20 protein-coding genes are annotated in these 25,553 nt (G+C 57.8%); 12 read left to right on the forward strand and 8 right to left on the reverse strand.

The window, feature by feature from the left end; translation table 11 throughout:
* Positions 1-42: 42 nt before the first annotated feature.
* The 5 genes from A8C75_RS10995 to A8C75_RS11015 form a co-directional block, all read right to left on the reverse strand.
* A complete protein-coding gene (locus A8C75_RS10995; RefSeq protein ID WP_067381984.1) occupies positions 43-840 on the reverse strand; it encodes an ATP-binding cassette domain-containing protein in 798 nt (265 codons plus the stop codon).
* A gap of 3 nt (positions 841-843) precedes the next feature.
* The gene (locus tag A8C75_RS11000; RefSeq protein WP_067381986.1) at positions 844-1,920 is read right to left on the reverse strand and encodes an ABC transporter permease; all 1,077 of its coding nucleotides are present in this window, start codon (positions 1,918-1,920) and stop codon (positions 844-846) included.
* Positions 1,921-2,028: 108 nt separating this feature from the next.
* Positions 2,029-3,042 (reverse strand): sugar ABC transporter substrate-binding protein, encoded by a 1,014-nt coding sequence (locus tag A8C75_RS11005; RefSeq protein WP_067381989.1) that lies wholly within the window; start codon positions 3,040-3,042, stop codon positions 2,029-2,031.
* Between the two features lie 272 nt (positions 3,043-3,314).
* Positions 3,315-5,837 (reverse strand): PAS-domain containing protein, encoded by a 2,523-nt coding sequence (locus A8C75_RS11010; RefSeq protein WP_067381992.1) that lies wholly within the window; start codon positions 5,835-5,837, stop codon positions 3,315-3,317.
* Positions 5,838-5,840: 3 nt separating this feature from the next.
* Positions 5,841-6,569, reverse strand: coding sequence for a response regulator (locus tag A8C75_RS11015; RefSeq protein ID WP_067381995.1), 729 nt, complete (start codon positions 6,567-6,569; stop codon positions 5,841-5,843).
* 259 nt (positions 6,570-6,828) lie between these two features.
* Between A8C75_RS11015 and A8C75_RS11020 the strand changes: the two genes are divergently transcribed.
* The 6 genes from A8C75_RS11020 (at position 6,829) to A8C75_RS11045 (ending at position 14,106) form a co-directional block, all read left to right on the forward strand.
* Positions 6,829-7,833, forward strand: a complete 1,005-nt coding sequence (locus A8C75_RS11020; RefSeq protein WP_067381998.1) for a LacI family DNA-binding transcriptional regulator — start codon at positions 6,829-6,831, stop codon at positions 7,831-7,833.
* A 71-nt stretch (positions 7,834-7,904) separates the two neighbouring features.
* Positions 7,905-9,149: a sugar ABC transporter substrate-binding protein gene (locus A8C75_RS11025; protein WP_084783982.1), complete on the forward strand. Its 1,245-nt coding sequence runs from the start codon at positions 7,905-7,907 to the stop codon at positions 9,147-9,149.
* A 144-nt stretch (positions 9,150-9,293) separates the two neighbouring features.
* Complete coding sequence (locus A8C75_RS11030) at positions 9,294-10,391, forward strand: carbohydrate ABC transporter permease (RefSeq protein WP_227819890.1); 1,098 nt, start codon at positions 9,294-9,296, stop codon at positions 10,389-10,391.
* A gap of 1 nt (position 10,392) precedes the next feature.
* On the forward strand, positions 10,393-11,268 hold the full coding sequence (locus A8C75_RS11035; RefSeq protein WP_067382004.1) for a carbohydrate ABC transporter permease: 876 nt from the start codon (positions 10,393-10,395) through the stop codon (positions 11,266-11,268).
* Between the two features lie 102 nt (positions 11,269-11,370).
* Positions 11,371-12,510, forward strand: coding sequence for an ABC transporter ATP-binding protein (locus tag A8C75_RS11040; RefSeq protein ID WP_067382007.1), 1,140 nt, complete (start codon positions 11,371-11,373; stop codon positions 12,508-12,510).
* Between the two features lie 87 nt (positions 12,511-12,597).
* Positions 12,598-14,106, forward strand: a complete 1,509-nt coding sequence (locus A8C75_RS11045) for a glycoside hydrolase family 32 protein (RefSeq protein WP_067382010.1) — start codon at positions 12,598-12,600, stop codon at positions 14,104-14,106.
* Between the two features lie 232 nt (positions 14,107-14,338).
* Here the strand turns inward: A8C75_RS11045 and A8C75_RS11050 are convergent, their stop codons facing one another.
* Positions 14,339-15,466 carry an ISAs1 family transposase gene (locus tag A8C75_RS11050; protein WP_067382012.1) on the reverse strand — a complete coding sequence of 376 codons (1,128 nt, stop codon included), beginning with the start codon at positions 15,464-15,466 and terminating at the stop codon, positions 14,339-14,341.
* A gap of 514 nt (positions 15,467-15,980) precedes the next feature.
* Between A8C75_RS11050 and A8C75_RS23930 the strand changes: the two genes are divergently transcribed.
* Together A8C75_RS23930 and A8C75_RS11060 are read left to right on the forward strand one after the other, a co-directional pair.
* Positions 15,981-16,454, forward strand: a complete 474-nt coding sequence (locus A8C75_RS23930; RefSeq protein ID WP_067382015.1) for a hypothetical protein — start codon at positions 15,981-15,983, stop codon at positions 16,452-16,454.
* Positions 16,361-16,912, forward strand: a complete 552-nt coding sequence (locus A8C75_RS11060) for a carbohydrate porin (protein WP_236954755.1) — start codon at positions 16,361-16,363, stop codon at positions 16,910-16,912. Before A8C75_RS23930 ends, A8C75_RS11060 begins: the two co-directional genes overlap by 94 nt.
* 134 nt (positions 16,913-17,046) lie before the next feature.
* Here the strand turns inward: A8C75_RS11060 and A8C75_RS11065 are convergent, their stop codons facing one another.
* Entirely contained in the window at positions 17,047-18,087 is a 1,041-nt protein-coding gene (locus tag A8C75_RS11065) for an IS5 family transposase (RefSeq protein ID WP_067382021.1), read from the reverse strand.
* Positions 18,088-18,451: 364 nt separating this feature from the next.
* On the opposite strand from A8C75_RS11065, the gene A8C75_RS11070 reads away from it, so the two are divergent.
* The 4 genes from A8C75_RS11070 (at position 18,452) to A8C75_RS11085 (ending at position 22,549) form a co-directional block, all read left to right on the forward strand.
* Positions 18,452-19,534 (forward strand): LacI family DNA-binding transcriptional regulator, encoded by a 1,083-nt coding sequence (locus A8C75_RS11070; RefSeq protein WP_067382024.1) that lies wholly within the window; start codon positions 18,452-18,454, stop codon positions 19,532-19,534.
* Between the two features lie 275 nt (positions 19,535-19,809).
* Positions 19,810-20,361: a hypothetical protein gene (locus tag A8C75_RS11075; protein WP_157890263.1), complete on the forward strand. Its 552-nt coding sequence runs from the start codon at positions 19,810-19,812 to the stop codon at positions 20,359-20,361.
* Positions 20,362-20,592: 231 nt separating this feature from the next.
* On the forward strand, positions 20,593-20,937 hold the full coding sequence (locus tag A8C75_RS11080) for a hypothetical protein (RefSeq protein ID WP_067382030.1): 345 nt from the start codon (positions 20,593-20,595) through the stop codon (positions 20,935-20,937).
* A gap of 664 nt (positions 20,938-21,601) precedes the next feature.
* Positions 21,602-22,549, forward strand: coding sequence for a carbohydrate kinase family protein (locus tag A8C75_RS11085; protein ID WP_067382033.1), 948 nt, complete (start codon positions 21,602-21,604; stop codon positions 22,547-22,549).
* 168 nt (positions 22,550-22,717) lie between these two features.
* Here A8C75_RS11085 and A8C75_RS11090 read toward each other — a convergent pair whose 3' ends face one another.
* Positions 22,718-25,540 carry an EAL domain-containing protein gene (locus A8C75_RS11090; RefSeq protein ID WP_067382037.1) on the reverse strand — a complete coding sequence of 941 codons (2,823 nt, stop codon included), beginning with the start codon at positions 25,538-25,540 and terminating at the stop codon, positions 22,718-22,720.
* Positions 25,541-25,553 lie beyond the last annotated feature (13 nt).

The following is a 25,553-nucleotide window of genomic DNA, read 5'->3' on the forward strand; positions in this document are numbered from 1 at the left end:
AAAAAATAAAAAGGCGCGGCCTTGCGACCGCACCAAACTGGTTCAGGCGGCGTAGGCGCCGGCGGGGTGATCTTCAGGGTTCAGAGCGCCGGTCATAATGGCCACCGCCTCGGACATGGTGTGCGTATCGGGCTTGATGATGGCGATGCGTTTGCCCAGGCGATGGATATGAATCCGGTCGGCCACTTCAAACACATGGGGCATGTTATGGCTGATCAGAATCACCGGCAGGCCCTTGGCGCGCACATCGTTGATCAGGTTCAGTACCCGGCGCGACTCCTTCACACCCAGGGCGGCCGTGGGTTCATCCATGATGACCACATGGCGGGCAAAGGCGGCGGCCCGGGCTACGGCAACCCCCTGACGCTGTCCACCGGACAGGGTTTCCACCGCCTGGTTGATATTCTGGATGGTCAGCAGGCCCAGCTCTGCCAGTTTGGCCTTGGCTTCATCGTGCATGCCCTTCTTGTCGAGCATGCGGAACACCGACCCCAGGATGCCGGGGCGACGGCGCTCGCGACCCAGGAACATGTTGTCGGCGATGTCCAGCGAAGGCGATACGGCCAGGTTCTGGTACACGGTTTCGATGCCAAGAGCGCGGGCGTCCATCGGGCTCTTGAAGTGAATGGGCTTGCCGTCCAGGGTGATCTCGCCTTCATCGGGCACCAGGGCACCGGACAGTGCCTTGATCAGGGAGGATTTGCCGGCACCGTTGTCACCGATAATGGCGAGTACTTCACCTGCATGCAGGTCGAAGTCGGTATGGTCGATGGCGGTGACATGGCCGTAGCGTTTTACCAGCCCCCGGGCCTGGAATACGATTTTCTTGTCGGTAGTCATGATTTATACCTTCCGGATCCATTGATCGACGCCAACGGCGACAATAATCAGTGCGCCAACGGTAAACTCCTGCCAGAGCACATCCACACCGGCCAGGGCCAGGCCATTGCGGAACACGCCGACCACCAGGGCGCCCATCAGGGTGCCGAAGATCGAGCCGCGACCGCCAAAGAGGCTGGTGCCACCGATGACGACGGCGGTGATGCTGTCGAGGTTGGCCATCATGCCGGCCTGGGGGCTGACCGAGCCGATACGGCCGATAAGCACCCAGGCGGCAATGGCACAGAGCACACCGGCCACCACATACACGGACATCAGCACACGATCGGTACGAATCCCTGCCAGTTTGGCGGAATCGGGATCATCACCGGTGGCGTAAACATGCTTGCCCCAGGCGGTCCATTTGAGGGCATACCAGACGACGACGAAGAGCCCCAGCATCAGCAGTGAGCCGTAGGTCAGGCGGGCGCCGAAGATATCGATGGCCGTACCTGTCCAGTGCAGCAGGGGGGCGACGGCTTCAATTTCCTGGGAACGGATGGTTTCGCTCTGCGAATACCAGAGGTTGAGTGCAAAGAAGATGTTCCAGGTACCCAGGGTGACGATAAAGGGCGGCAGGCGGAAGCGGGTTACCAGCAGGCCGTTTATCCAGCCGGTCACGGCGCCGGCGATCAGGCCTATGCTCAGGGCCATGCCTGACGGCAGTCCCACCTCAACGGCCATGCGGCCCATGATGACGGAGGTCAGTACCATCACGGCCCCGACGGACAGGTCGATACCGGCGGTGAGGATAATCAGGGTCTGGGCGATCCCCAGTACACCGATGATCGTGACCTGCTGCAGGATCAGGGACAGGTTAAAGGGGTCGAGAAAGCGGCTGCCAATAATCGAGCTAAAGATCGCAATGGCGGCGAGCAGTACTATGGTCGGAGCGGCGACCGGGTACTTGTGAAAAAACTGATGGAGTCTGTCAGCCAGGGAGACCTGTGCGCCCTTGAAGGTCGCGAAGTCGCCGCCGGCGGCATTGGCGACCTTTTCATGGTCAGCCGTCTGCACTTTGGCATTCTGCGTAGTGGTCATAGCGAGAACCTATTGTTGTTGGCAGGCCGCAAGAGAACGGGGGCTTTTATACGGCAGTAGCTCTGTTCCCGGGTCAGGCGGCTAAAGGTCGCCTGACCCGGTGGGCTATCAGCCCCAGCAGAGTTCCAGGCCTTCAGCGGAGGTTTTGGACGACACGCCCTCAACCGGCTGGTCGGTGATCAGTTCAACACCGGTATTGACGAAGTCCAGACCTTCAGAGGCCTGCGGCTTGGTGCCGGTCTTGGCGAATTCGATAACGGCGTCCACGCCCATGGAGGCCATGAGCAGCGGGAACTGCATGGAGGTGGCCCCGATAACGCCATCCTGGACGTTGCTCACACCGGGGCAGCCGCCATCCACCGACACGATCAGCACGTCGGTCTTGCCAACCGCCTTGAGGGCCTGATAGGCACCGGCCGCCGCCGGTTCGTTGATGGTGTATACAACATTGATGCCGGGGTCCTTCTGCATCAGGTTTTCCATGGCGGTGCGGCCGCCTTCTTCGGCCCCCTGAGTCACTTCGTTGCCGATGATGCGCGGATCGGTTTCGTCACCCATCTTTTTAGGGTCATTCAGATCAATACCGAAGCCCTGCAGGAAGCCCTGGTCACGGGCGACATCCACGGTGATGGCGCTGCTGTTCAGATCCAGCATGGCGATCTTGGCGCTGTCGGCCTTGTCGCCCAGCTGTGCCCTGGCCCACTCACCGATGAGTACACCGGCCTTGAAATTGTCGGTGGCGAAGGTCGCATCCGCGGCGCTGGCGGGGGACAGCGGGGTATCCAGGGCGATCACCAGCAGGCCGGCTTCGCGGGCACGCTCAACTGCCGGCACTATGGCGACAGGGTCGCTCGGGGTCAGCAGAATGCCTTTGGCGCCGGCGGCGATCAGGTTCTCGATGGCCTGAACCTGGGAATCATTGTCGCCATCGAACTTGCCGGAAAAGGACAGCAGCTTGATGCCTTCGGCTTCGGCTTTCTGTTCGGCACCCTTGCGCATCTTGACGAAAAACGGGTTGGTGTTGGTCTTGGTGATCAGGCCGACGATGGTCTGCTCGGCGGCGAAGGTGAAGGGAGAGGCGACGGCGATGGCGATGGCGAGAGCACTGAGTTGCTTTTTCATGATGGAACTCCAATTGTTGTTTTTGTGTTGCTGTACTCGGTAGGGTCATTAGAGAACCGCTGCATGAACACCGAATGTCGGCCAAAAGCCGTGCTGTTAACAATTGAAACAAGGGTGCTGGGAGAAAGGGGTGAAAAGTGAAAAGTGAAAAGCGAAAGGGAGAGCAAGAGCAGGCCAGGTAGCCTGAATGAGTTTACGAATTCCGGGAATGAAGCTACGAATGCCGGGAAATGAGCCCCAGGTGAATGTCGAGGATATGCCGGCGGTAAGGCCTATGCCTGCAAGGCGGTGGCGATGGCCCGGGCCAGGCTGTCCAGCCGATAGGGCTTGGCGATAAAGCTGCTGTGCGCTGCCAGCCCATAGCGTTTGCTGAGCTGATCCCGTGGCAGGCCGGACGCCAGAATACAGGGCAGCCCAGGCCACTGTTGCTGCAGCGTCTGGCGCAGCTGGATGCCGGTCTGGCCGGTGCCCAGGTTAATATCGCTCAGCACCAGGTCGGGCAGGGGGTTGGCCTGCAGCCACGCCAGGGCCTCTTCGGCACTGCGGCACGCCAGGGGCTCGTAACCGAGTTCTGCCAGCATGTCTTCCACCGCCTGCAGCACCAGATGATCATCTTCCACCAGCAGTACAAGCTCGCCGTTGCCCTGTGGGCGGGGCCCATTGGGCACAGTGTCCTTCGGGGCCCTGGCCGCGCTGTGGCGCGGCAGGCTGATACGGATGCAGGTACCCTGGCCGGGCACGCTTTGGATATCGATATCACCACCGGATTGCTTGACGAAACCGTACACCATGCTAAGCCCAAGGCCGCTGCCCTGACCCACGTCCTTGGTGGTGAAGAAGGGGTCGAATACCCGCTCCAGCAGCTCTTCCGGAATCCCGTTGCCGGTGTCCCGCACTTCGATTTGCACGCGCGCAGGACGATCGGCCGCGCTGGCGTCGTCGATGCCGCTGACTACACGGGTACTGAAGCTCAGGGTGCCGCCGTCGGGCATAGCGGCGCTGCTGTTCAGGGCCAGGTTGAGCAGGGCGTTTTCGAGCTGGCCGGGGTCGACATAGATCCAGTCATCGCACGCCTCGAGCCGGGTTTGAATGTCGATATGGGGCCCAACGCTGTATTCCACCAGATCCATCATGCCGTCGATCAGGGCATTGAGCTGCTGTGTTTCCGGATGCAGCTGCTGCTTGCGGGAAAATGCCAGCAGCCGTTGCACCAGGCTGGCGCCACGCTCGGCAGCGGCCAGTGCGCGCTGGCTATAGCGGCTGACCTTGTCGCCCAGGTCTGGCTGCTGCTCCAGCAGCTGCAGGTTGCCGATGACGGCGGCCAGCAGGTTGTTGAAGTCGTGGGAGATGCCGCCGGTGAGCTGCCCCAGGACTTCCATTTTTTGTGCCTGGCGCAACTGGGATTCTATGGTCTTGCGGTCCGTATGATCGCTGTAGAGGGTGACAAAACCGCCGTCGGGCATGGGCTGGCTGCGAAATTCGATCACACGGCCATCTTGGTAGTAGCGCTCAAAGCGAATAGCCTGTTCCGGGCGTTGCAGGTTGGTTTGGGTCATGTCCAGCTGGCGATTGTCCAGGGTGCGGTTGCTGTGGGCATTGCGCGCCATCAGGTTCTGTACGTGATCCAGCGACAGATCGCGGCGTATCTCACCGGCGGGCAGGTCGAAGATACTCAGATAACGCGGGTTCCAGGCAATCAGGCGTTGCTCTCGGTCGAATACACTGAGGCCGTCGTTGATATTGTCGAACACCGTTTGCAGCAGGCGTTGCTGTTTTTGCAGGTTTTCCGCCATGGATTGCAGTTCGCGGCTGTTTTCACGAAAAACGTTAAAGGCCCGGGCCAGGCTGCCGATCTCATCGCGCCGCTGCACCGCAGGCGTCGCCTGCTCGGTAACGCCTGAAGCCAGGCGTGTCATCAGCCGCGTCACGGCCTTGAGGTTGTGGGTCATGGTGAGTACCAGGGTGGCGCCGGCGGCGAGTGCCAGCAGGGCCACCAGGCTGATCCAGAGTATGCGCACCTTGCCCTGGTCGATGGTTGCGGCCAGGGCGCCGTGCTGGAGCTCAAAACGGCTTTGCAGGCTGTCGACGAAGGCCTTGACCTCGGTGGACAGCTGTTCGGAGATGGCGCGCACTGCCGCCAGCAGATAGGCCTGACGCTGTTTGACGTCGAGTTGCTGGTGGCGCAGCTCGAATATCTGCTGAGCCTGGCTGTGCAGGGGCGTGTCTTTTTCGATGCGGGCGTCAAAGCGCTGCTCTATCAGCGCCAGTTCGCGTGAAGACGCAGAGGCGGCGGCCAGCAGCTGATCGATGGCCTGGCTGTTGCTTTCATTCAGGCTCGCGGTGTTGGCGCCGGGGCTGCCAATCTGCTGTAGCTGGTACAGCAGCTGGCGCAGGTCTTCGCGCTGGAACAGCTCCTGCTGGGTCAGGGAAATCAGTTCGTCCAGGGTGGCATAGAGCTTTTCGAGCAGGCTGCGCAGGGCCGGCGCCGAGGTGAGGTGGCGAATGCGGCCGGCCAGGTTCTTGAGCTGCTCGACGCGCTGCTGCAGCTGCTGGCGGTCGTGCTGCAGTTGAAAGGGGGCCGATGCCTCGGCGACGAAGGGCGCCAGCGACGCCAGGCTGGCGGTGCGTTCGGCTAGCTCCAGTGAGTGGGAGATATCCGGCAGTATTTCGTCGCGCAGGCGCTCCAGCGATTGTTCGGTATCGCTCAGGCCACGCCAGCCGACGATGGCCAGGGCAAGGGCGGCCAGGGTGATGCAGGCAAAGGCGAGCAGCAGGCGGGCGCGGGCACTGTACATGCTTTAAAGCCGACTGATCTGGGCGTGGAAACAGTAACCCAGGCCGCGTTCGGTACGAATGTAACGGGGCTGACGCGGGTTGGGTTCAAGCTTGCGCCGCAGGCGCAGAATCAGTACATCAATGGTGCGATCGAAGACTTCGCTGTTGTCGCCGCGGGTCATTTCCAGCAGCTGGTCCCGCGTCAGGATGCGATTGGGTGCCTTGACCAGGGCTTCAAGCAGATTGAATTCACCGTAGGTCAGTTCAACGCCGCTGCCATCGCTGCGCTGCAACTGGCGCGCGGTGAGATCCAGTACCCAGTCGCCAAAGGCCAGGCGCTGGTGGCTGTGCAGATCCTCGGGCTTGGCCATGATGCCTGCGGAGCGGCGCAGCAAGGCCCGCACCCGCGCCAGCAGTTCGCGCACGTTAAAGGGCTTCATCAGAAAGTCGTCGGCGGCCAGTTCCAGCCCCAGGATGCGGTCGGTCTCGTCGCCCTTGCCGGTGAGCATCATGATGGGAATGCCGGATTCGGCCCGCAGTCCGCGCGCCAGTTGCATGCCGTCTTCTCCCTTGAGGCGCAGGTCCAGAATCACCAGGGAAAAGGCCGATTGCGCCAGTGCCTGCTGCATTTCTGTGCCATTGGTGACCGCCAGGGCGTCGAAGCCGTTGTCATCCAGCAGGTCGTGCAGCAGGTCCCGCATGTCCGCTTCGTCATCGACGATAAGAATTTTCTGGCGTGCTGTTTCCGTCATAGATCGCTGTCCGTTGGCCCGTTGCGTTCTTGTGATACCACAGAATAGGCCAGATCGTATTTCAAATGTTTCAATAATATGCGGCTGCATCAGGGCTTTGTGGCGCAAAAAAGGCGGCCGGATGTGCGTTACGGCGCCGGAGGCGGGAGCATTATACGTCTTGTTCATTTTTACGCGCTTCGTTATTGACAACGTTGTCTAGTGGTAATATTGTTTGTCAACGTTGTCTTTTGGCGGTAAACGCTCAGGTTGTGCTCCGATGGTCTCGATTAAAGATGTTGCAAAACATGCAGGAACCTCGTTCAAGACCGTATCCCGTGTGGTCAACAAGGACCCTGGGGTGCGGGAAGAAACGCGCCTGCGGGTGCAGCAGTCCATCGAAGCGTTGAATTACCGGCCCAACAGTGCAGCGCGCATGATGCGTAACCAGAAGTCCGGTGTTATCGGTTTTCTCTCCGATGAAGTGGTCACACAGCCCTACGCCGGTGACATTTTGCTGGGGGCTCAGCAGGTGGCCAGTGAGCATGACAAGATACTGATGGTGGTGAATATAGAGCACAATCGGCGCCACCAGCAGCAGGCGCTGGATATGCTGCTGGAGCGCCGGGTTGAGGCTCTGGTATTGGCGAGTTACTTCCACCGCGAGATGGAGGTTCCGCCGGAAATGCTGACGGTGCCATCGGTGCTGGTGAACTGTTTCAGTACTGTGGAACAGCTGCCAAGTTTTGTACCCGACGATGAGCAGGCAGGCTTTGATGCCACCAGGTTGCTGCTTGAACAGGGCCACCGCTGTATCGGCCTTATAAGTCTGGACCCGCGCATTGAAGCGGCGCGGCTGCGCCTGGCCGGGTACCAGCGGGCGCTGCAACAGGCCGAGATCGCCTTTGATCCCCGCCTGGTCGTGCAGGGTGAAGGGCTTGCCGGGCAGGGCTCCTGCTCGACGCAGGAGGCGGTGGACAGCCTGATGGCGCTGCAGCCCAGGCCAACGGCGATTGTGTGCGGCAAGGATGAGTTCGCCATGCAGGTGTACTTTTTGCTGCTGCGCTTTGGGCTCAGAGTTGGGCATGAGATTGCCCTGACCAGTTTTGACAACCAGCGGCTGATTGCCCCCAATCTGTCGCCGGGGTTGACTACCATGGCACTGCCGCATCTAGCAATGGGGCGTGCGGCATTAGGCCATCTGTTCAAACCGCAGGCTGACAACAGCATCCGGCGTTTACCCTTTTCAGTCATTGAGCGCGAATCGCATTTACTGACGTCATAACAAAAAATTTGGATAACAATAAAAGGTAGATCATGAATAAATTCACACCCACCCTCCTCTCTGGCGCACTGATGACAACGTTGTCTTTCGCGACTATCGGTACTTCTGCTCAGGCGGCAGCTGAGCCCGCTAGATTAAAGCTCTGGCGCCATGAAACCGCCAATATCGCTGAGATCGACGTCAGCAAGGCTGCTGTCGAACGGTTTAACCAATCGCAGCAACGCTGGAAAATTGAAGTCGAGATGATTCCCGAAGGTTCCTATACCGAGACCGTTACGGCAGCCGCCCTGGCCAATGATCTTCCGTGCGTACTGGATATGGACCAGCCCGTGGTGCCGAACTTTGCCTGGTCCGGTTATCTGCGCCCGCTCAAGGGACTGGTTTCTCAGGAGGTGCTCGACAGCCTTATCGAGTCGGCAAAAGGAACCTACAAGGACGATATCTACTCGGTGGGTCAGTTTGAAGTGGCGCTGGCACTCTTTTCCCGTCACTCGATACTGAAAGAGCATGGTATTCGTATTGCGACCACCGAGCAGCCCTGGACGAAAGAGGAATTTCTGCAGGCGCTGGCCACACTGAAAGCGTCAGGCAAGTTTGCATACCCGCTGGATATGCGTACCGGCTGGAAAGGTGAGTGGTATTCCTATGGCTACGCACCGATGCTACAGAGTTTCGGTGCTGACCAGATCGACCGCAGCGATTACCGCACAGTAGAAGGGGTGCTCAACGGTAAACAGGCGATTGCCTGGGGAGAGTTTTTCCAGAATCTGTTTGCCGAAGGTTATGTCGACCGTAACCCGAGCGACGACAAGGCTTTCAGTCAGGGAAGGGCCGCGCTTGACTACGTGGGTAGTTGGGAAATGGCAAACCATGTGACCAGCTTCGGCGACGATCTGGCGGTTATGCCGGTACCGGATTTCGGTAGCGGTCCTGTGGTGGGTGGTGGTTCCTGGCATTGGGGCATTACCCAGAGTTGTGCCCACCCTGAGGGCGCCGCGGCGTTTCTGGATTACATTCTCCAGCCGAACGAGATTGCGGCGATGTCCGAGGCGACCGGCATGATTCCGTCTACCCCGGCGGCTGCGGAACTGACTGAGCATTACCGGACCGGTGGTGACTGGCGCTTCTTCTATGACTACTCGGCGGCCTACGCCAAGCTTCGTCCGGCAACACCGGCGTACCCGATTATTTCCAGCACGTTCGAAACCATGCTGCGAAATATCAAGGACGGTGCCGACGTTCTGGACTCCCTGGATCAGGCGGTCGATACCATCGAGCGCAATATCTCCGATAACAAGGGTTATGGCTTTAACTAGCCCTTAACTGAACTTCCCAAGCGCTAGTAATGCGGTTATGTCGGCCTCCCGGTGGAGGCCACACGGCACAGTCGCGCCTTAAGCCAGTCAGCGGGACCTATAATCATGCAAGCAGACACTTCAGTATTAAAACAGGAGCGGCCGATGGCATCTGTGTTGGCGGCACGGCAACCGGAAAATGACGAGAAACCCCGCCGCCGCTATGTATTCCTTATGAGTACGCCAGCATTACTGGGGCTTTTCATGTTCCTGGTCGTACCCTTTTTTATGGCAGTGGCCATGTCCTTCACCGACCAGCGGCTGCTGTCTCCCAATGAGACCAGCTGGGTGGGGCTGCGCAACTATGACCGTCTGCTGAATGTCAGTGGTCTGGTGCAGGAGCCGGTGCGCGATGAGGCCGGCCAGGTTGTGCGTGATGAGGACGGGCAGATTGATTACCCGCGTTTGCGTACGCTGCTGCGCAGCGATCCGGCCATGGCAGACTACAAGCTTTTCACCAGCTGGGATCTGGGGGAAAAGCGCTACATTGTGCTGGCCAAGGATCCGCATTTTATCCAGTCATTCATTAATACCCTGCTGTTCGTGCTGCTGGTGGTGCCGTTGCAGTGCGGTCTGGCACTGGCGCTGGCATTGCTGATCAACCGCCAGCTGAGGGGTATCTTCCTGTTTCGTACGGTGTTTTTCTCGCCGGTGGTGACCTCGATCGTGGTGGTGTCGATTGTCTGGAGCTTCCTGTATCACAAGGACCTTGGGCTGTTTAACCATTATCTGCAGGCCATGAGTTTTGGTCTGATTGGCCCTATCGACTGGCTGGGGGATCCGGACTGGGCGATGCCCTCGATTGTCATCATGTCGGCCTGGCAGGCGGCGGGGGTACAGATGCTGATCTTTCTCGCCGGCCTGCAGGGCATTTCACAGGATCTTTACGAGGCGGCCGATCTGGATGGGGCCGGGGCCTGGAGCAAGTTCTGGCACATCACACTGCCGGGGCTGCGTAATACGGTGGTGTTCGTGGTGATCAGTACCACGATTCAGGCGTTCGGGCTCTTTACCCAGGTGGATGTCATGACCCAGGGTGGTCCGCAGGGCTCGACCTCGACCGTGATGTACCACGCCGTGACTAAGGGCTTCCGCGAACAGGATATTGCCTACGGTTCAGCCATCAGCGTGATTTTTTTCCTGGTGATTCTGGGTATCGCGTTATTCCAGAAACGTCTGTTTGACAGTAAGGGGGACAAATAACATGTCAGTCAAGCATCTGAAAACCCTGGGCTGGTACCTGATTCTGATGGGCATCGGTTATGTGTTTCTGTTTCCGCTGCTGTTTATGCTGTTCTCGTCGCTCAAACCGGAGCAGGCCATTTTTGCTGACCTGTATTCCATCCGTGCCATTTTGCCGGTAGGCGAGCTGTCGCTGGATAATTACCGCAATGTATTTGAAAAGAGCAATGTCAGTCTCTATTTCCTGAACTCGCTGTTTATCACCGGCGGTACCGTGATCCTGGGACTGTTCGTCAACAGTCTGCTGGCATTCACGCTGTCGCGCATGGCCTGGAGCGGTCAGAAGGTGGTGCTGTCGGTGGTTATTGCCCTGATGATCATTCCCCTGGAAGCGATTGTGGTGCCACTTCTGTTGCTGGCGTCAAAATTGCCCTCCATTGGCTGGGAGCAGGGCATGTTCGTGCTGAAAAGCTCCTGGCTGAACACCCTGCATGTGCAAATGCTGCCCTTTGTCGCCAACTCGTTCTTTATCTTCCTGTTCTATCAGTTTTTCCGGGATATCCCGAAGGACTTCGACGAAGCGGCCGAACTGGATGGCGCCACGCCATTCCAGGTTTACCGCCACATCCTCGTGCCCATGTCCGGACCGGTATTTGCGACGGTTGCAATTCTGCATTTCCTGTTGATGTGGAATCAGTATATCTGGCCGATCATGGCGGTGCAGGGCGAAGACGCACGACCGTTGATGCCGGGTATCCAGATTTTCTTCGGTCGCCAGTCCAGCTGGGGTGAGATCATGGCCTACGCCTCTCTCGTCACGCTGCCGGTGCTGGCGGTATTCCTGATGTTCCAGAAGAAGTTTGTCACCAGTCTGGCGGGCGCCGGTATCAAGGGCTGAGCGCAGGCTGAGCATTAGCTGTAGTAACCAAATTTTTGCAAATCGAATTATTGCAGGCCGTCCGGCGGGTATAGCTGCGCCCGGATGGCAGGAGAAAATAAAATGGCAGATTTAAAGCTGACTCAGGTGATCAAGCGCTACGGCGATATTGAAACCATTCACGGTATTGACCTGGATATAAAGGATGGCGAGTTCGTGGTGTTTGTTGGCCCCTCGGGCTGCGGTAAATCGACGCTGCTGCGCATGATTGCGGGGCTGGAGCAAATCACCGAGGGCGACATTTACATCGCTGGTGACTGCGTGACCCGGGTGCCGGCGTCCAAGCGCGGCGTTGCCATGGTGTTCCAGTCCTATGCACTCTATCCGCATATGACGGTGCGGGAAAACATGGGCTTTGGGCTGAAAATGGCCAAGATCAGCAAGGACGAGATTGCCCGGCGCGTAGATGATGCCGCCCGCATCCTGCAGCTGGAGCCCCTGCTGGACCGCAAGCCCAAGGCACTGTCCGGTGGCCAGCGACAGCGCGTCGCGATCGGACGCACCATCGTGCGCAATCCCAAGGTGTTCCTGTTCGATGAGCCGCTGTCGAACCTGGATGCCGAGCTGCGTGTGAAAATGCGGGTCGAGATTGCCAAGCTGCACGGCGAACTGCGCAATACCATGATCTACGTGACCCACGACCAGACCGAAGCCATGACGCTGGCGGACAAGATCGTGGTGTTGCGCAGCGGCCATGTCGAGCAGGTCGGCAGCCCGCTGGAGCTCTACCTGAATCCGGTAAATGACTTTGTGGCCGGCTTTATTGGTTCGCCGCAGATGAATTTCATTACCTGTGATGTAACGGATGTCACAGCGGATACGCTGCGACTGAGGCTCCCCTGTGGTCGTGAAACTAACATGCCTGCCAATACTGTCAATGTCACGGCAGGCGACAAACTGAAGCTTGGTATCCGTCCTGAACACGTACTGGAAGATGCCAGCGGGGACGTTGCCATCTGTGTCGATGTCGATGTTGTCGAGCACCTGGGTGGCTCCACCTTTGTCTATGCCGACTATGCGGGCGATATCAGCATGACGCTGCTGGTGGGTGGCCTGAGCGATATCGTTGCCAGGGATAAGCGTGAGATCAGTTTCAATCGCAGCTTCTGTCACCTGTTCAATGATGCCGGCAAGAGCATAGGTCTTCGCAAGGAAGCCCGGGAGCTCAAAGCCGCAGAAAAAATGCTGCCGATGGCCGGTTGATCTCCCTGATCTTATCCGCAGTCAATTAGATTCACCCGGCAGTGTTTGCGAACGGTGCCGGATTACAGTACGGAATTGGAATAGCGTATGTCTTTTGAAAATACTTTGGTGCAAGGCGCGCCCTCGCGGCCGGAATTTCACTTTACACCGCCTAATGGCTGGATGAACGACCCGAACGGTCTGGTCTTTTTTGAAGGCGAATATCACCTTTTCTACCAGTATTATCCCGCTGCAATGGTCTGGGGGCCGATGCACTGGGGCCACGCTGTCAGCACGGATCTTGTACACTGGACGCATCTGGATGCGGCACTGCTGCCGGATGACGACGGCATGTGCTTCTCCGGCAGCGCCATTGTCGATTCCAGTGACTGCTGTGGCCTGTTTGGCGGCAAGCCGGGACTGATAGCCTTCTACACGGCTCACCGGGTGCTGTCCGATGCGCCGAATGACTATGTTCAGGAGCAGTGCATCGCGTACAGCAGCGACAAGGGCCGCAGCTGGCAGAAATACGCCGGCAATCCCGTTATAGCGCCCCCGGGCTTCCGGGATTTCCGTGATCCCAAGGTGGTCTGGCATGAGCAGAGCCAGCACTGGATCATGGCACTGGCCTGCGGTCAGTCAATCCGTTTCTATCGTTCAACCAATCTGCTGGACTGGACGTTGGCCAGTGAGTTCGGTGCCGGCCAGGGTCGCCATACGACCGGCCCCTGGGAGTGTCCGGACCTGTTCGAGCTGCCGGTAGAGGGTGGCGAGGGCAGTCGCTGGGTGCTGGTGGTGGGTGTTGGTGCCTCCGAAGACAACTGGGGATCTTTCACGCAGTACTTTGTCGGTGACTTCGATGGCGTCCATTTTCACAACGAAAATGCAGCGCCTGAGGTGCTGCTGATGGATGAAAGCCGGGATTTCTATGCGGTTCAGAGCTGGTCCGATGTGGCCGACGGACGCCGCCTTGCGATTGCCTGGATGAACAACTGGCTCTATGCCAATCAGATACCGGAAAACGGCTGGCGCGGAAACATGAGCGTCGTGCGTGAGCTTGCGCTGGTGGCGACCGACGCCGGTATCCGTCTGCGGCAGGACTTTGCACGTGAATTCGGCGGCCAGGCCGCACAAGCACAGAAGAGCTTGCCTGCGAGCGTTTCCCTGAGTGCAGGTCAGGACTATCGGGATGAGGGCGCTCAGGGGCCTGGGTATGGTCGCACTTCGCTGACCCTGTCGCCATGCGCCGCAGTGGCGTTGTATTTGCAACAGTATGCCTGGCCGGATCTTGAACTGAGCCTGGAAGCTGGCGCGCTGAGCCTGTCGCATCGCCGTGAAGGACAAAGTGGTGACGAACGGTTTGAGCGTTATTTTGCCCATGATTTTTCTGTCGCCGCGGGCAATGCTCCGCGTATCGAGCTTGAGTGGTTCAGTGATCATGGCAGCCTCGAAGTGCTGGTCAACGGGGGGCTGATTTCACTGACAAGCCTGTGTTTCAGCCCGGGCGGCGGTCAGGCACCGGTCATTGCCGTGACCGAAGGGCAGGCGGTTATCGAGTCGCTGACCTGGAGTCTGTTTGATGGCGCTGAGCAGGACGATAATCAGTCAGTGGCCTGAGGCCGTGAGAGGTCACCGGTTTATGCCGGTGGCCTTTTGTCTATATGGCTTAAGGTTAATGTCAGGTATTTACAGACGTTTTTCTGAAACCTTTTTCAGATTTTAAGAGAGCAGGTTTTGTAGTACTGATTTAATTCTTACAATTTAATACCCTATCTCAGGATAGGAAAAGCGGAGCGTACCCAGAAATTGCGAATGTTTGGCACGTCCACCCAGGGCAAACGCATGAACACTATTTGATCAGCCCGAGAATGTGAAACAGGTAACGGTCACTCCAGCCGCATCCCTTGCGCTTGTTCTTGATCCCGACTTTGACAGTGGTGTCCTGCTTCAGCAGATTCAGCGCAATCTGTCGTAACGTGGCCAGATTCTCAGCGGCATAGCCCTGCCGCGCACGCGATTGATCCTCACCGAAGGCCACGTCCAGCACCCAGTGAAGGCCATTCTCCACTTGCCAGTGCTGACGCGTTGCCTGAAGTACATCATTGGCATCCATGGTCCTGCTGGAGACAAAATAGCGCACTAGGCTGGTCGATGTTCCGGCACTGCTACGATCCAGCTGGACGGCTGCGATCGTGCGGGCGTTCCAGGATGTGGCAACCGGACAGCTCTCCAGATCATGTAGCACCCAGCAGCGCCGCAGCTCCTGACGCCCATGCGTGTTACTGTGAACCTCTGCAAACGAGAGACCGGGCACATCATCCGGGTGCTCGGACCAGTAACGATCGAACCAGGTATCCGCCTCAGCATGGAGCTTGCGTTGATTGCGCTTGATCGCCAGCAGGTAGTCCGCTTCAGCCGAGAGAATCTTGTTGGCAATCTTCTTCTGGCATCCCATTGCATCCAACGTCACCAGGCAACCGCGCAGCATCAGAATATCCAGCAACTCGGGAATAGCTTTGATTTCATTAGACTTTTGATCAACCTTGTATTGCCCGAGCGAGACACCCAGCTCCGTCGACCAAGCGTTGACCATATGGATCGCACCCTGGTTGCCCGACCGGGATCCGCGCACGGTTTTACCGTCGATGGCAACCACGCCCGAGAGAGGCGTGTCGATCAGGACATCCTGCACCCAACGGGTGAACAGCTCTCGGAACTGAGCTGGATCAAGCAGTGAGAACAGGCGGTTGAAGGTATCATGTGAGGGTATGCCACCCGGCAGTTTCAGGTACTGCCTGAACCATTCCTCGCGTACTTCAGCGAAGAGTGCGATGGCGTTCCAGTCGTCGGCACCACAGAGCAACCCGCATGTTGCCATGAAGACGACCCCGCCGAGGTCGTGGGTGCATTTGGCGGCCTGACGGGGATCTTCCAGTGCCATCATACGGTCGAGCAGTGTTGGGCTGTTCTGAATCATGGTGAGAAATGGGCAAGTTTCATGGTGATCACATCAAAAATCAACCAGAAGTGATTCGTTTGTTCAAAAAACGTTCATGCGTTTGCCCTGCACGTCCACCGAGTAGGATGCAGCGCAGCGAAGCCCATCTACCGTTGGTTTATTTTTGATGATTAATTATTGGGTTGCGTCCCTTCGGGCCTGCACCCACCTACGGTGGTGCTAAAAAGAAACGCCTGGCTAGATAATCGTATTTACGGTTATGTATTTCTGATGCTATTAATTAACTAAGTGTTCCTGGATGATTAAGTGTGTATTCTTGCTCGAGTGATTAGTGCCCGTTAAAACAGATTTGTTCTGGCGAGTTGTAAAATATTAAGAAAATATTAAGTCTGCGATACTGTTGATTTGGATGCTGAGGTGCGATTATTATTTCTCCAGCAACTTAAGCGATTACTTTAATTGTTTTTTCTGTCTTATGTTAAGCACTGTTTAAAATCAAAATCCTAAATAAATAATAACGGTAAATATAATAATGAAGTTCCTGTCTTCCCCGCTTGGCTCTGCTGTTGTCATTTCCTCGCTGTCGCTGGTAGCATTTTCCGCCAGCACCGTGCAGGCAGTCGAACTGAATCCTACCTTCAGTGTCGATGCGAACGTTGAAATCAATACGGATGCGATCGATACCGCGGTCGGCTCAACTCAATACACGCAGGGTGGCCGGGTCGAAGCCAACCTGCGCGGTGAAGTGCAGAGCGAACGTTATTTTGTGCGTGGCAAGGGTACGCTGATTCTGGCCAAGGATTCAGACACCCATACCGACGATATGTGGGTGCAGTTCGGTGATCAGGCCTGGGACCTGCAGTTTGGTCGGAGGGCATCGATCTGTTCCCCAAGGGCAAGGATACGCTGGTCGTGCATGCCGGTGGCGGGGTTGCGCAGGTTTATGAAGCCAATGCTGTGCGCGGACGTGCCGGCACCGATGGCGGCCAGATTGCCCTGCATCTGAAAGGGGATAGCGGTTTTGGTTTCGAGCTCAATAGTCTGTTTGGCGATGACAACGTTGACGGTACTGATGAAGAGGCCTTCACGGGGCTGAGGCCGGTGATAACCTACGCAGCGAGCGGTTTCTCAGCCCGGCTGGGTTATGAATACCAGGACGTAGAACTGGTGGGCGGGGGCGCCATCGAGAAGGAAGGTATCGGCGCCGGGGTTACCTTTGATTTGGGTGAGGCGCTGGTTAACCTGAACGTCGCCTGGCTGGATGACCAGACCGCCGATACCGAGGTGTATACCTACGGTGCCAGTCTTGTCTACGGTGCTTTCGGTGCCGGTGTGATTTACTCCGAGACGGATCTGGTCGCCGGTGCCGATCCTGAGGTCACCACCGTCTATGCGGCCTACACGCTGCCGTTGCTTGATATTAATAACGCCAGGGCACCTCGATTAACCGATGATTTTCGGTAAATTTAGTAACGACCCTACGGTGACGACAAAAGCAGGGTCAATTTCTCGACGAGGTGAAAGTTTAGTTACTCAGTTTGATGCCTACTCTTAGGTCGAATCAGGCCTACTGGGCGCGATTCGACCTACGGTGGCCATCAGAAGGCTTCGATTCCGGCTCTGCGTAAATACACCAACCGCTTCAGGTTGTAGCAGGTCGCCATCAGCGTCATCTTAACGTTCGCCCGGGCCTGGCCGATGGTTCGAATCAGCATACCTCCCATCTGGTCGATTGCCCCGAACACATGTTCTACCCGGGCGCGGATCTTGGCGATGCGATGGTTGCGTCGTTTCTGGCAGTCGGACAGTGGGCGGTTACGCGCCCCTTTGCGTTGAATTTCAGGGCGATTGCCACGCTGCCTGAGATCCGCTTCCCGCGCCTGGCTGGCATAGCCACGATCGGCGTAGACATTCTGGCTGGTGTTATAGGGGTCAAGTACCTGCTCGAAGTGGCGGCTGTCATGCACCGAGGCGGTGCTGGTCTCAATAGCGCGGATCACCTTATAGCGCTTGTCGACATTGATCGACAGCTTGTAACCGAAGTGACTCTTGCCATGCTTCTTGGTCCAGGTGGCATCCACATCCTTCTGGCGGCGCTGGGCCGGCTTCCAGTCGGCGGGCGTAGCCTGTTGCTCAATGATGTCTTTTTCATGACTGCGAATACGCTGTTTGGGCGCAGGGACCAGGGTCGCATCGATAATTTGACCGCCGCGCGCAATATAGCCCCGGCGCATCAGTTGATCCGCTACACCGTCAAACAGGGCTCTGGCGCCGGCTTCACCGATCCGGTTCTCAAATGTCCAGATCGTGGTGCGGTCCGGAATATTACTGATCTGCGTGAGTCCGCAAAAGCGCTGGTAACTCATGCGGTCCAGCAGTTGGTATTCCATCTGCTCGTCGGACAGGTTGTATAGCCGTTTGAGTACCAGAATTCGCACCATCGTCTCCGTCGGGAAGGGAGGCCTGCCACCCTGCGAGCTGACCGGACGCGGCGCAACTTGATCAACGGCCGCCGCCAGGGCAGAAAAGTCGATGTGCAGATTGATCTCCGCCAGCGGATCGCCCAGGCGGTCGATCTTCTCCCGGTGCTGATCGGCGGCAAACAAATCGGTCTTGAGGGCGCTGCGTGGCTTCTTCATCGGTATCAGTCCATGGCTGTATCAGACGCTGTGAATTTTACCCAAGGGTACCGCTGGTCGGCGAGGTTTTTCGAGGTGCCCGCCAGTGTTACTTTTGCGGTGTCCGGATCTACGGCGGATAACGTGGGCGACAATGACAGCGCAACCGGGGCCCGTATGCGACTTAATTATACTTTCTAAGTCGCCAGGCGCAGCTGGGCCTTGTGCAGTGCCCCGCCGTGCCAGTCGTTGGAAAACGAGAATTACCCTCAATGATTCCTTTGTCAGGCGGACGGGTTTTATACCCTCCGCTTTTTTTCGCTGGTGCCGGGGGCCGATATATAAACCCGAGGGCTTGCGTCGTGGAACGGGCAGATATTTAATCATGCAAAACAATAACAAGAAGCTCACCCTTAAAAAAATGGCGCAGCACCTGCAGGTGTCCACCGCCACCATATCCAATGCTTTCAACCGGCCGGATCAGCTGTCGGAAGCGCTGCGTCACAGAATTCTGCAGACCTGTCGGGAGCTTGGCTACGCCGGGCCTTATGGCGGCAGGCGCCATAAGGCCGGTCACAGCGGGATTGTCGGTGTGCTGATGGCGGACAACCTCAGCGGTGTACTGGCGGACCCCGGGGCGCAGGCATTTCTGGCCGGGCTGGCCCGGGTACTGGACAGCCAGCATTATAACCTGCTGTTGTTGCCGGGTTACGGTGTGAATGGCGAATGCCGCCGCCTGCATGAGGCGATGGTTGACGGCTTTATTCTGTACGCAGATGTCCTGTACGGTGATGTTCTACTGAGTCCAGCGATCGATGCTCTACGGCAGACGAAGAAGCGGATGGTGGCCGTGGATTGCGTGCTGGAGGGCTGTGCTTCGGTCTCTGTCGATAATTACGGAGGGGCGCGGATCAGTGCACTGCATGCCCTGGAGCACTCGCCGGCCACGGTTGCGATTCTGGGGCTGCGGCTACTGGACACCACCCGTGTTTGCCGCGTGCAGCAACAGGAGCTGCAGCATGTCTTCAGAGGCATCGCGGGTGAGCGCCTTAAAGGCTACCTTGATGCGCTGACCGAGCGTGGTTACCCGCTGCCAGCGGAGCGTATCTGGAATATTCCGGACCGCAACGAGGCAGTGGCGCTGCAGGCGGCTCGCGAAGCGCTGAGCTGTCAGCCGCGTCCTGACCTGCTGCTGTGCATGAGCGACCAGATTGCCGTGGCCGCCATCCAGGCAGCACAGGATCTGGGGTTGCGGGTGCCGCAGGATGTGCGGCTTGTGGGCTACGGTAGCAGCGGCGTCAATGGCGTCGGACACTGTGAAGGTGACAAGGCGTATCCGTCGCTGACCACGGTGGAGCAACCGGGCGAACAGAAGGGACAGTGGGCCGCCCGCATGTTCCTCGGTGAAGCCAGCGAAGAATCCATCGAATTGCCGACTGCCTTGTGCATCGGCGAGAGCTGCCCCTGAAAATGAAAATGTGTTCGACGGATAAAAGCACTTGCCTGCCTTGATAAATCCTGGCGGGGCATGATTCTTGTTATAAGTTCTGGTTAAGTTTGGTTTCAGTTATTAAGAAGAATTTAAGGTTGGTTTCTAATTTTTAAAAAACGTATTTAAATCCGTGGTTTAATTATTTTTTTCGGCCGGAATTTCTATGATTTGAATAATACTTGCGGCCAGCTATCCTGAAAGCAGTGCATTAACAGAGCAAGGCTCTGTTTTATGTGGTGGAGGGTAGTGCTATGAATAATAACTTGGTCAGATTTTCCTTGTTCGTTATATTGCTTAGCCCCAGTCTTCAGGCGGGTGTCGGGCCTGAATCTTCCTGGGGAGAGTTGTATCAGGACCGTTTGCATGAGCCTCAGGTGCCGGTTATCCCGTTCTACGTCAGTGCCAGTACGGGTATTGGCGGCAAGCTGGTGCTGAAAAAAGCCCATGATCTCGCCTATTTCAAAGCCTCGGATGGTCGGGCGTGGCTCTATGGCGGTGTTATCAGTATCTGTACGCAGTACAGTGTCACTGGCAGCCTCAGCGACAGTCGTCGCCAGTGCCTGGCCTCTGAGGAGGTGCCGCTGGTGCGGGATATGCGTAGCCAGTTACGTTACTGTACCTACCGCTCTGATGATGACTGTCAGACCTATGCCAGTCGGGAGGTGCTCTATTCACTCGAATATTATGTGCCGGTCATGTATCGAGCCAGCGAAAGCGACAGCTTTACGCGGGCCAGGGTCGCGTTCAGCAAGATACTGCAGATCCCTGAATGTGGCGATTGCGCCCGGCGCCTAGGCTTTTAGGTGTCAGCTCGGGCCTTGCCCGAGGCAGGGACGGTGGGAATTGAATTTTGCAATCGATGATTGTGAGGGTGCCCTTCAGGGCTTGCGTGCACCCGAGCTGCCGCGTATTTGGCAGCAATTCCGCCAGAGTGCCAAGATCTGTGTAAAGGTAAAGTGCCGCCGTGACTGCGCAGTTTTCGGTATCAACGGCGTTTTAATATCAATGATGAGTGTACGCATTAGGGAGGAGCCATGAGCAAGGTTGTCCCGGCTGTGCTGGTGTATCTGGCATGCCTGATTGCCCCCGTCCCGGCATCGGCGTTCTGCATTCAAAACGACAGCGAGCAGCGCCTCTTTGTCGAAGTCGGGGATCACGGTATAGAGTACCGGAAATGGATTGAGCCGGGCTCAACGGCCTGTTGCGACTGGCGCCAGGAAAACTGTAACTGGACGCGTGCCGCCGATGGCCGGCTAAGTGTCAGGCTTTTTGGTCAGAGGCGTGACGCTGCCCCGGCATGCACTTACAGCGTTCGTGCGAACGGTCATTTGCGCCTGAGCCATTTTGCACCGCCCGGGCAGTGCAAGTGGGAGCCTTAGGAGGCTGCTCGAGAATGCTAGGCGGGTCGCTGGGTTTCAGTCGGTGCGGGGCAATGGAGGCTTTCGGGTGTCAATGAGCCTGCGAATTGCTCTGGGCGGCGGTACGCCGCACCGGCAAGCGCGGTGATTGCGGTCCTGTCCTTTTCATCAGAACCCGTCCGCTGACGGCCCGGTATGATGGCACCCCAACAGCAACGATATCAGAGCGGCCCACTCCCCCTTTTGAAGCCGGTGAGCACTGAGGTCATGAGGGGAATTGGCCCGAAGGGGCGCAACAGGGACTGTTGCGCCTCCGATGAGGTACATGGATGTACCTTCAGCGGAGCTTCCGCCTACAAGCGCGATCCAGGGCACTATGCACAAGCTACATCCCTGTAGCCAGGCGTCTGTCTGACCTCGGAATTATGTGTGAGTTATACTGTAGCGCTAAGCGCTGGGCTGACTTGCGCTACCTTTCTGCTGTGTGGCTGCATGCTTCCGTACCTATTGGTAAATATACAAATATAAGTCTTTATGTGTGCTTGATATCTGGTTATTATTGCAAAATTAACGTATAAAATTTACCGAATGGGTTCGCCTGTATCAGGCCTACTCGGTCTTGCCGGCGTCCGATTCGCCCGCGGTACTATAAACTCCAATTCAACCTGTAGACGAGGGGACAGACATGTCCGTTAAAGTCATCGCGTTCGGTGAAGCCCTGATTGATATGCTCGCCAAGCCGGCACAGTCCGGTCCGGCCAGCTTTGTGGCACACCCGGGCGGCGCGCCGGCCAATGTGGCCGTCGGTGTGGCCAAGCTGGGCGGTAATGCCAGTTTTCTGGGCCAGGTCGGTCAGGACATGTTCGGCGACACCCTGGTGCAGACCATGCAGCAGTTTGGCGTTGATACCAGCCAGTTTCTGCAGACCGCCGAAGCCATGACCGCGCTGGCGTTTGTGAGCCTCGATGCTGATGGCGAGCGCAGCTTCGCATTTTACCGCGATGGCAGTGCCGACCTGCTGTACCGGGCCGAGCAGTGCCCTGAAACCTTTCTGCAGGGTGCGGTGTTCCACAGTTGCTCCAACACCCTGACCGAGGCTGCCATTCGCGCGCAGCACCTGGCGCTGATGGCCCGTGCCCGTGCCGGTGGTTCGATCGTCAGTTTTGACGTGAATTATCGCCACAACCTCTGGGCTGAGGGGGCTGATGCACGGGAGCCGATCTGGCAGGCGATGCTGGCATCGGATCTGGTGAAGATCAGCCGTGAGGAACTCGAAGCGCTTTACGGCAAGGATCCGTCACTGGTGGGAAAACTGCTGGAAGCAGGCGTTGAGCTGCTGCTGATTACCGATGGTGGCGAGCCGCTGGAGGCACACTGGTCTGGTGGTTCCCTGCGCCTGGTGCCGCCCGTGACCAAGGTTCTGGACAGCACCGCAGCCGGTGATTCATTTGTGTCGGGTCTGCTGTATCAGTTGTCGGTGCAGTCTGTCAGCCATGGTGCCTTTGGCGCCTGGGTGCGCGATGAGGCCAAGCTTACTGCAGCACTGGAGTTTGCCAGCCGCTGTGGCGCACTGACGGTGTCGCGCTATGGTGCCTTCGAGGCGTTGCCGATGGGGTCTGAACTGGGGCTTTGATCCTGGGCACAGACAACAGTCGCCCCGGTAGCGACTGAGGAATAGCCGCCTGTGATCAAACTGTAAAGCAGCGCGTACAAAAAAAACGGCAGGAGACTCTCCTGCCGTTTTTTTATGCCTGGCGTTGCAGGTTCGATATTTTGGCGGCCTTGGGCTGTTAGTGTGGATTCAGGCGCCGGCCATCTGGGTGTTCGGGCTGAGCCTGCGCTTGGACAGCAGGGCAGTGATTGCATCGGTGGGCTGGGGTCGGCTGAACATGAAACCCTGGGCCTCGGCGCAGCCGGCGTCGAGCAGGTAATCGGCCTGGGATTGATTCTCGACCCCCTCGGCGCACACCTTCACGCCAAGGCTGCGACCCAGGGCAAAGGTGGCGCCGGGTACGCCCTGGCAATGGCGGTCGCCTGGCAAATCCCGGATAAAGGGCTGGTCCAGCTTGATGCGTGTCAGGGGCAGGCGGTGCAGGCTTGAGAGGGATGAGTGGCCGCTACCGAAGTCATCAATGGCAAGCTCGAAACCCAGCGCTGCCAGGCGTTCAAACAGTTCGATCGAATGCCTCACCTGCGTCAGGTCGCTTTCACTGACTTCAATTTCAAACCAGTGTGCCTGGCACTGATGTTTGTCCAGCATGCTCATGAGCCAGTCGACCTGGCTGGCGCTCACCTGACGCGCCGAGAGATTGAGGGCAATAACGCCAGGGTCAAAGCCCTGTTGCCGCCATTGCCGTGTCTGCTGCATGACCTTGTCGATGATGCTATTGCCGATGGCGATCACCAGTTCGCTGCCCTGGGCTGCGGGCAAAAATTGTGCGGCCTCGATAATGCCGCGGGTTGGGTGCTGCCAGCGTGCAAAGGCCTCCATGCCGATGGGCGTACGGTTACCCAGGTCAAAGCGCGTCTGGTAGTGCACGCAAAACTCATCCCTGGCGACAGCCTGGCGTAATTCGGCGGCCTGGGACAGCTGGGCAACGGCGCGGTGGGTGAGTTGCCGCGAATAGAGCCGGAAGACATTCTTGCCGTCTTCTTTGGCGCGGTACATGGCGGCGTCGGCATTTTTGATCAGAGTCTCGATGCTGCTACCGTCTTCAGGGTACAGGCCGATACCGATACTGGTGGTCAGCAGTAACGGGTGATTGTCCAGCATGAAAGGCGGCTTGATGCATTCAATCAGCTTCTGCGCCAGCATGGCGGCATCGTCGCTGTGCTGCAGCGGTGACATGATGACGGTGAACTCGTCGCCGCCAATGCGTGCCAGGGTATCGCTGGAGCGTACACAGGCGCTAAGGCGCCGGCTCATTTCCTGCAGTACGCGATCGCCTGCCTGATGGCCCAGGTTGTCGTTGATTTCCTTGAATCTGTCCAGGTCGATAAACAGCAATGCGAACGCCTGTTGTCCCCGTTCAGCCTGCAGCCGTACCTGTTCCAGGCGATCCAGAAACAGGGTGCGGTTGGGCAGCCCGGTGAGCTGGTCGTGGTGGGCAAGCTGCTGCAGTCGTGACTGTTCTTCGTGCAGTTGCTGCAGCAGTCGCGTGTTCTCGCTGATATCACGGTAGATTTCGATCACGCCATTGAGGGAGCCGTCCGGCAGGCTCAGGCGGGTAGCTTCCAGTTCGATATGGCAGACTTTGCCGCCGGCATCGGTAAAACTGCAGATTTCGGTTTCCCGGGCGCTGCCACGCAGCAATCGTTGTGCCGGACCCTCGTGTTGCGTCGCCGCGGTGTCAGGGTACTGCAGCCGGTTGCAGGGGTGGCTGGATTCGCTGTCCCTGGCGGCGCGGTTGAGAAGGCGAATGTTGAAGCTGATATCCCGCACCACCATGGCGTCGTGCACACTGTCGACGACGTTCTGCAGAAAGGCACGGGCCTCGCGCAGGCGCTGTTCTTCCAGTACCCGTCCGGTGATGTCGTGGGAGACGGTGATGATACTGATGATATCGCCGTTATGATCGATAAAGGGGACAGCGTAGGTTTGTAGCCAGATATCCCCGCCGGTGCTGCTGGAGCGCAGGCGATACTGCAGGTTTTTGCTGTGTCCGGCAAAGGTGGACTGGATCAGATTGCCGAAGGCGGTACGGTCGGCGTCGGCGACAAACTGCTCGCTGAATGACTGTTCCAGCGCGTTGTTCACCGGGGTGTGCAAAATCCTGGCGCCGGCATTGTTGATGCTCAGTATTCTGCCGTCCCTATCCAGGGTGATAACCCCGGCGGGCTCCGCCTCGATCAGGGTGCGCAGGTATTCCTGTTGATTCCTGAGGGTGGCGGTGTGGCTGTGAATTTCTTCATTCAGTTGATCCACGGAAAAGGTCGTGGTGCGCAGACGCTTGAGCATGTTGTCAAAGCCGCGTGCCAGCTCACCGATTTCGTCATTGTGCTGATCATTGATCGACACAAAGAGGTTGCCGTCGGCGACCTGTTGCAATTGGGTGCGAATGAGGTCAAGCCGGTATTTCAGGTTGCGGGCGATCTGAATGGCGATGAGCGTCAGGATGAGCGAGAGCGCAATCATCAGTCCCTGGGAAATAACGCGGCCGCGTTCGGTGGTGATCAGAATGCGTTGCTGGGCATGGGTTGCAAGCGGCACGGCGTCTTCGGTCATTTCCTGCAAGGTGGCATAGATACGATAGGTCAGCTGAATCTGACCTGGGCTGTCGTAGCGCTCTCGTCCGAGCAAGGGGGTCAGGCTTTGCAGAGTCTGGTTCTGCCGGCTGATGCTGTGGGTGAATCGGTCGGCATTCTCCGGGTTTTGACCCAGTACTGCATTGAGCTGTGCCCGGGCCTGCTGCCAGTCGCTTAGCGTATGCACATCATGGTCGGACTGGTAGAGCCCAAAGCGCGTATTAAGTCGGGTGACGGCGCGTTGCACCGCATTGGCGTACTCAAGTTGCGTCATGGCCTCGTTGAGCCGCGAGGCGCTCCAATGACTGACAAACCAGCCGGATAGAGCAACTGTGGCCGAGAAGGTCGACAACAGCAGTAATCGGGTTCCGACTTTCATGTCCAATCCCCAG

The organism is Marinobacterium aestuarii (genome assembly GCF_001651805.1).
Taxonomy (GTDB): domain Bacteria; phylum Pseudomonadota; class Gammaproteobacteria; order Pseudomonadales; family Balneatricaceae; genus Marinobacterium_A; species Marinobacterium_A aestuarii.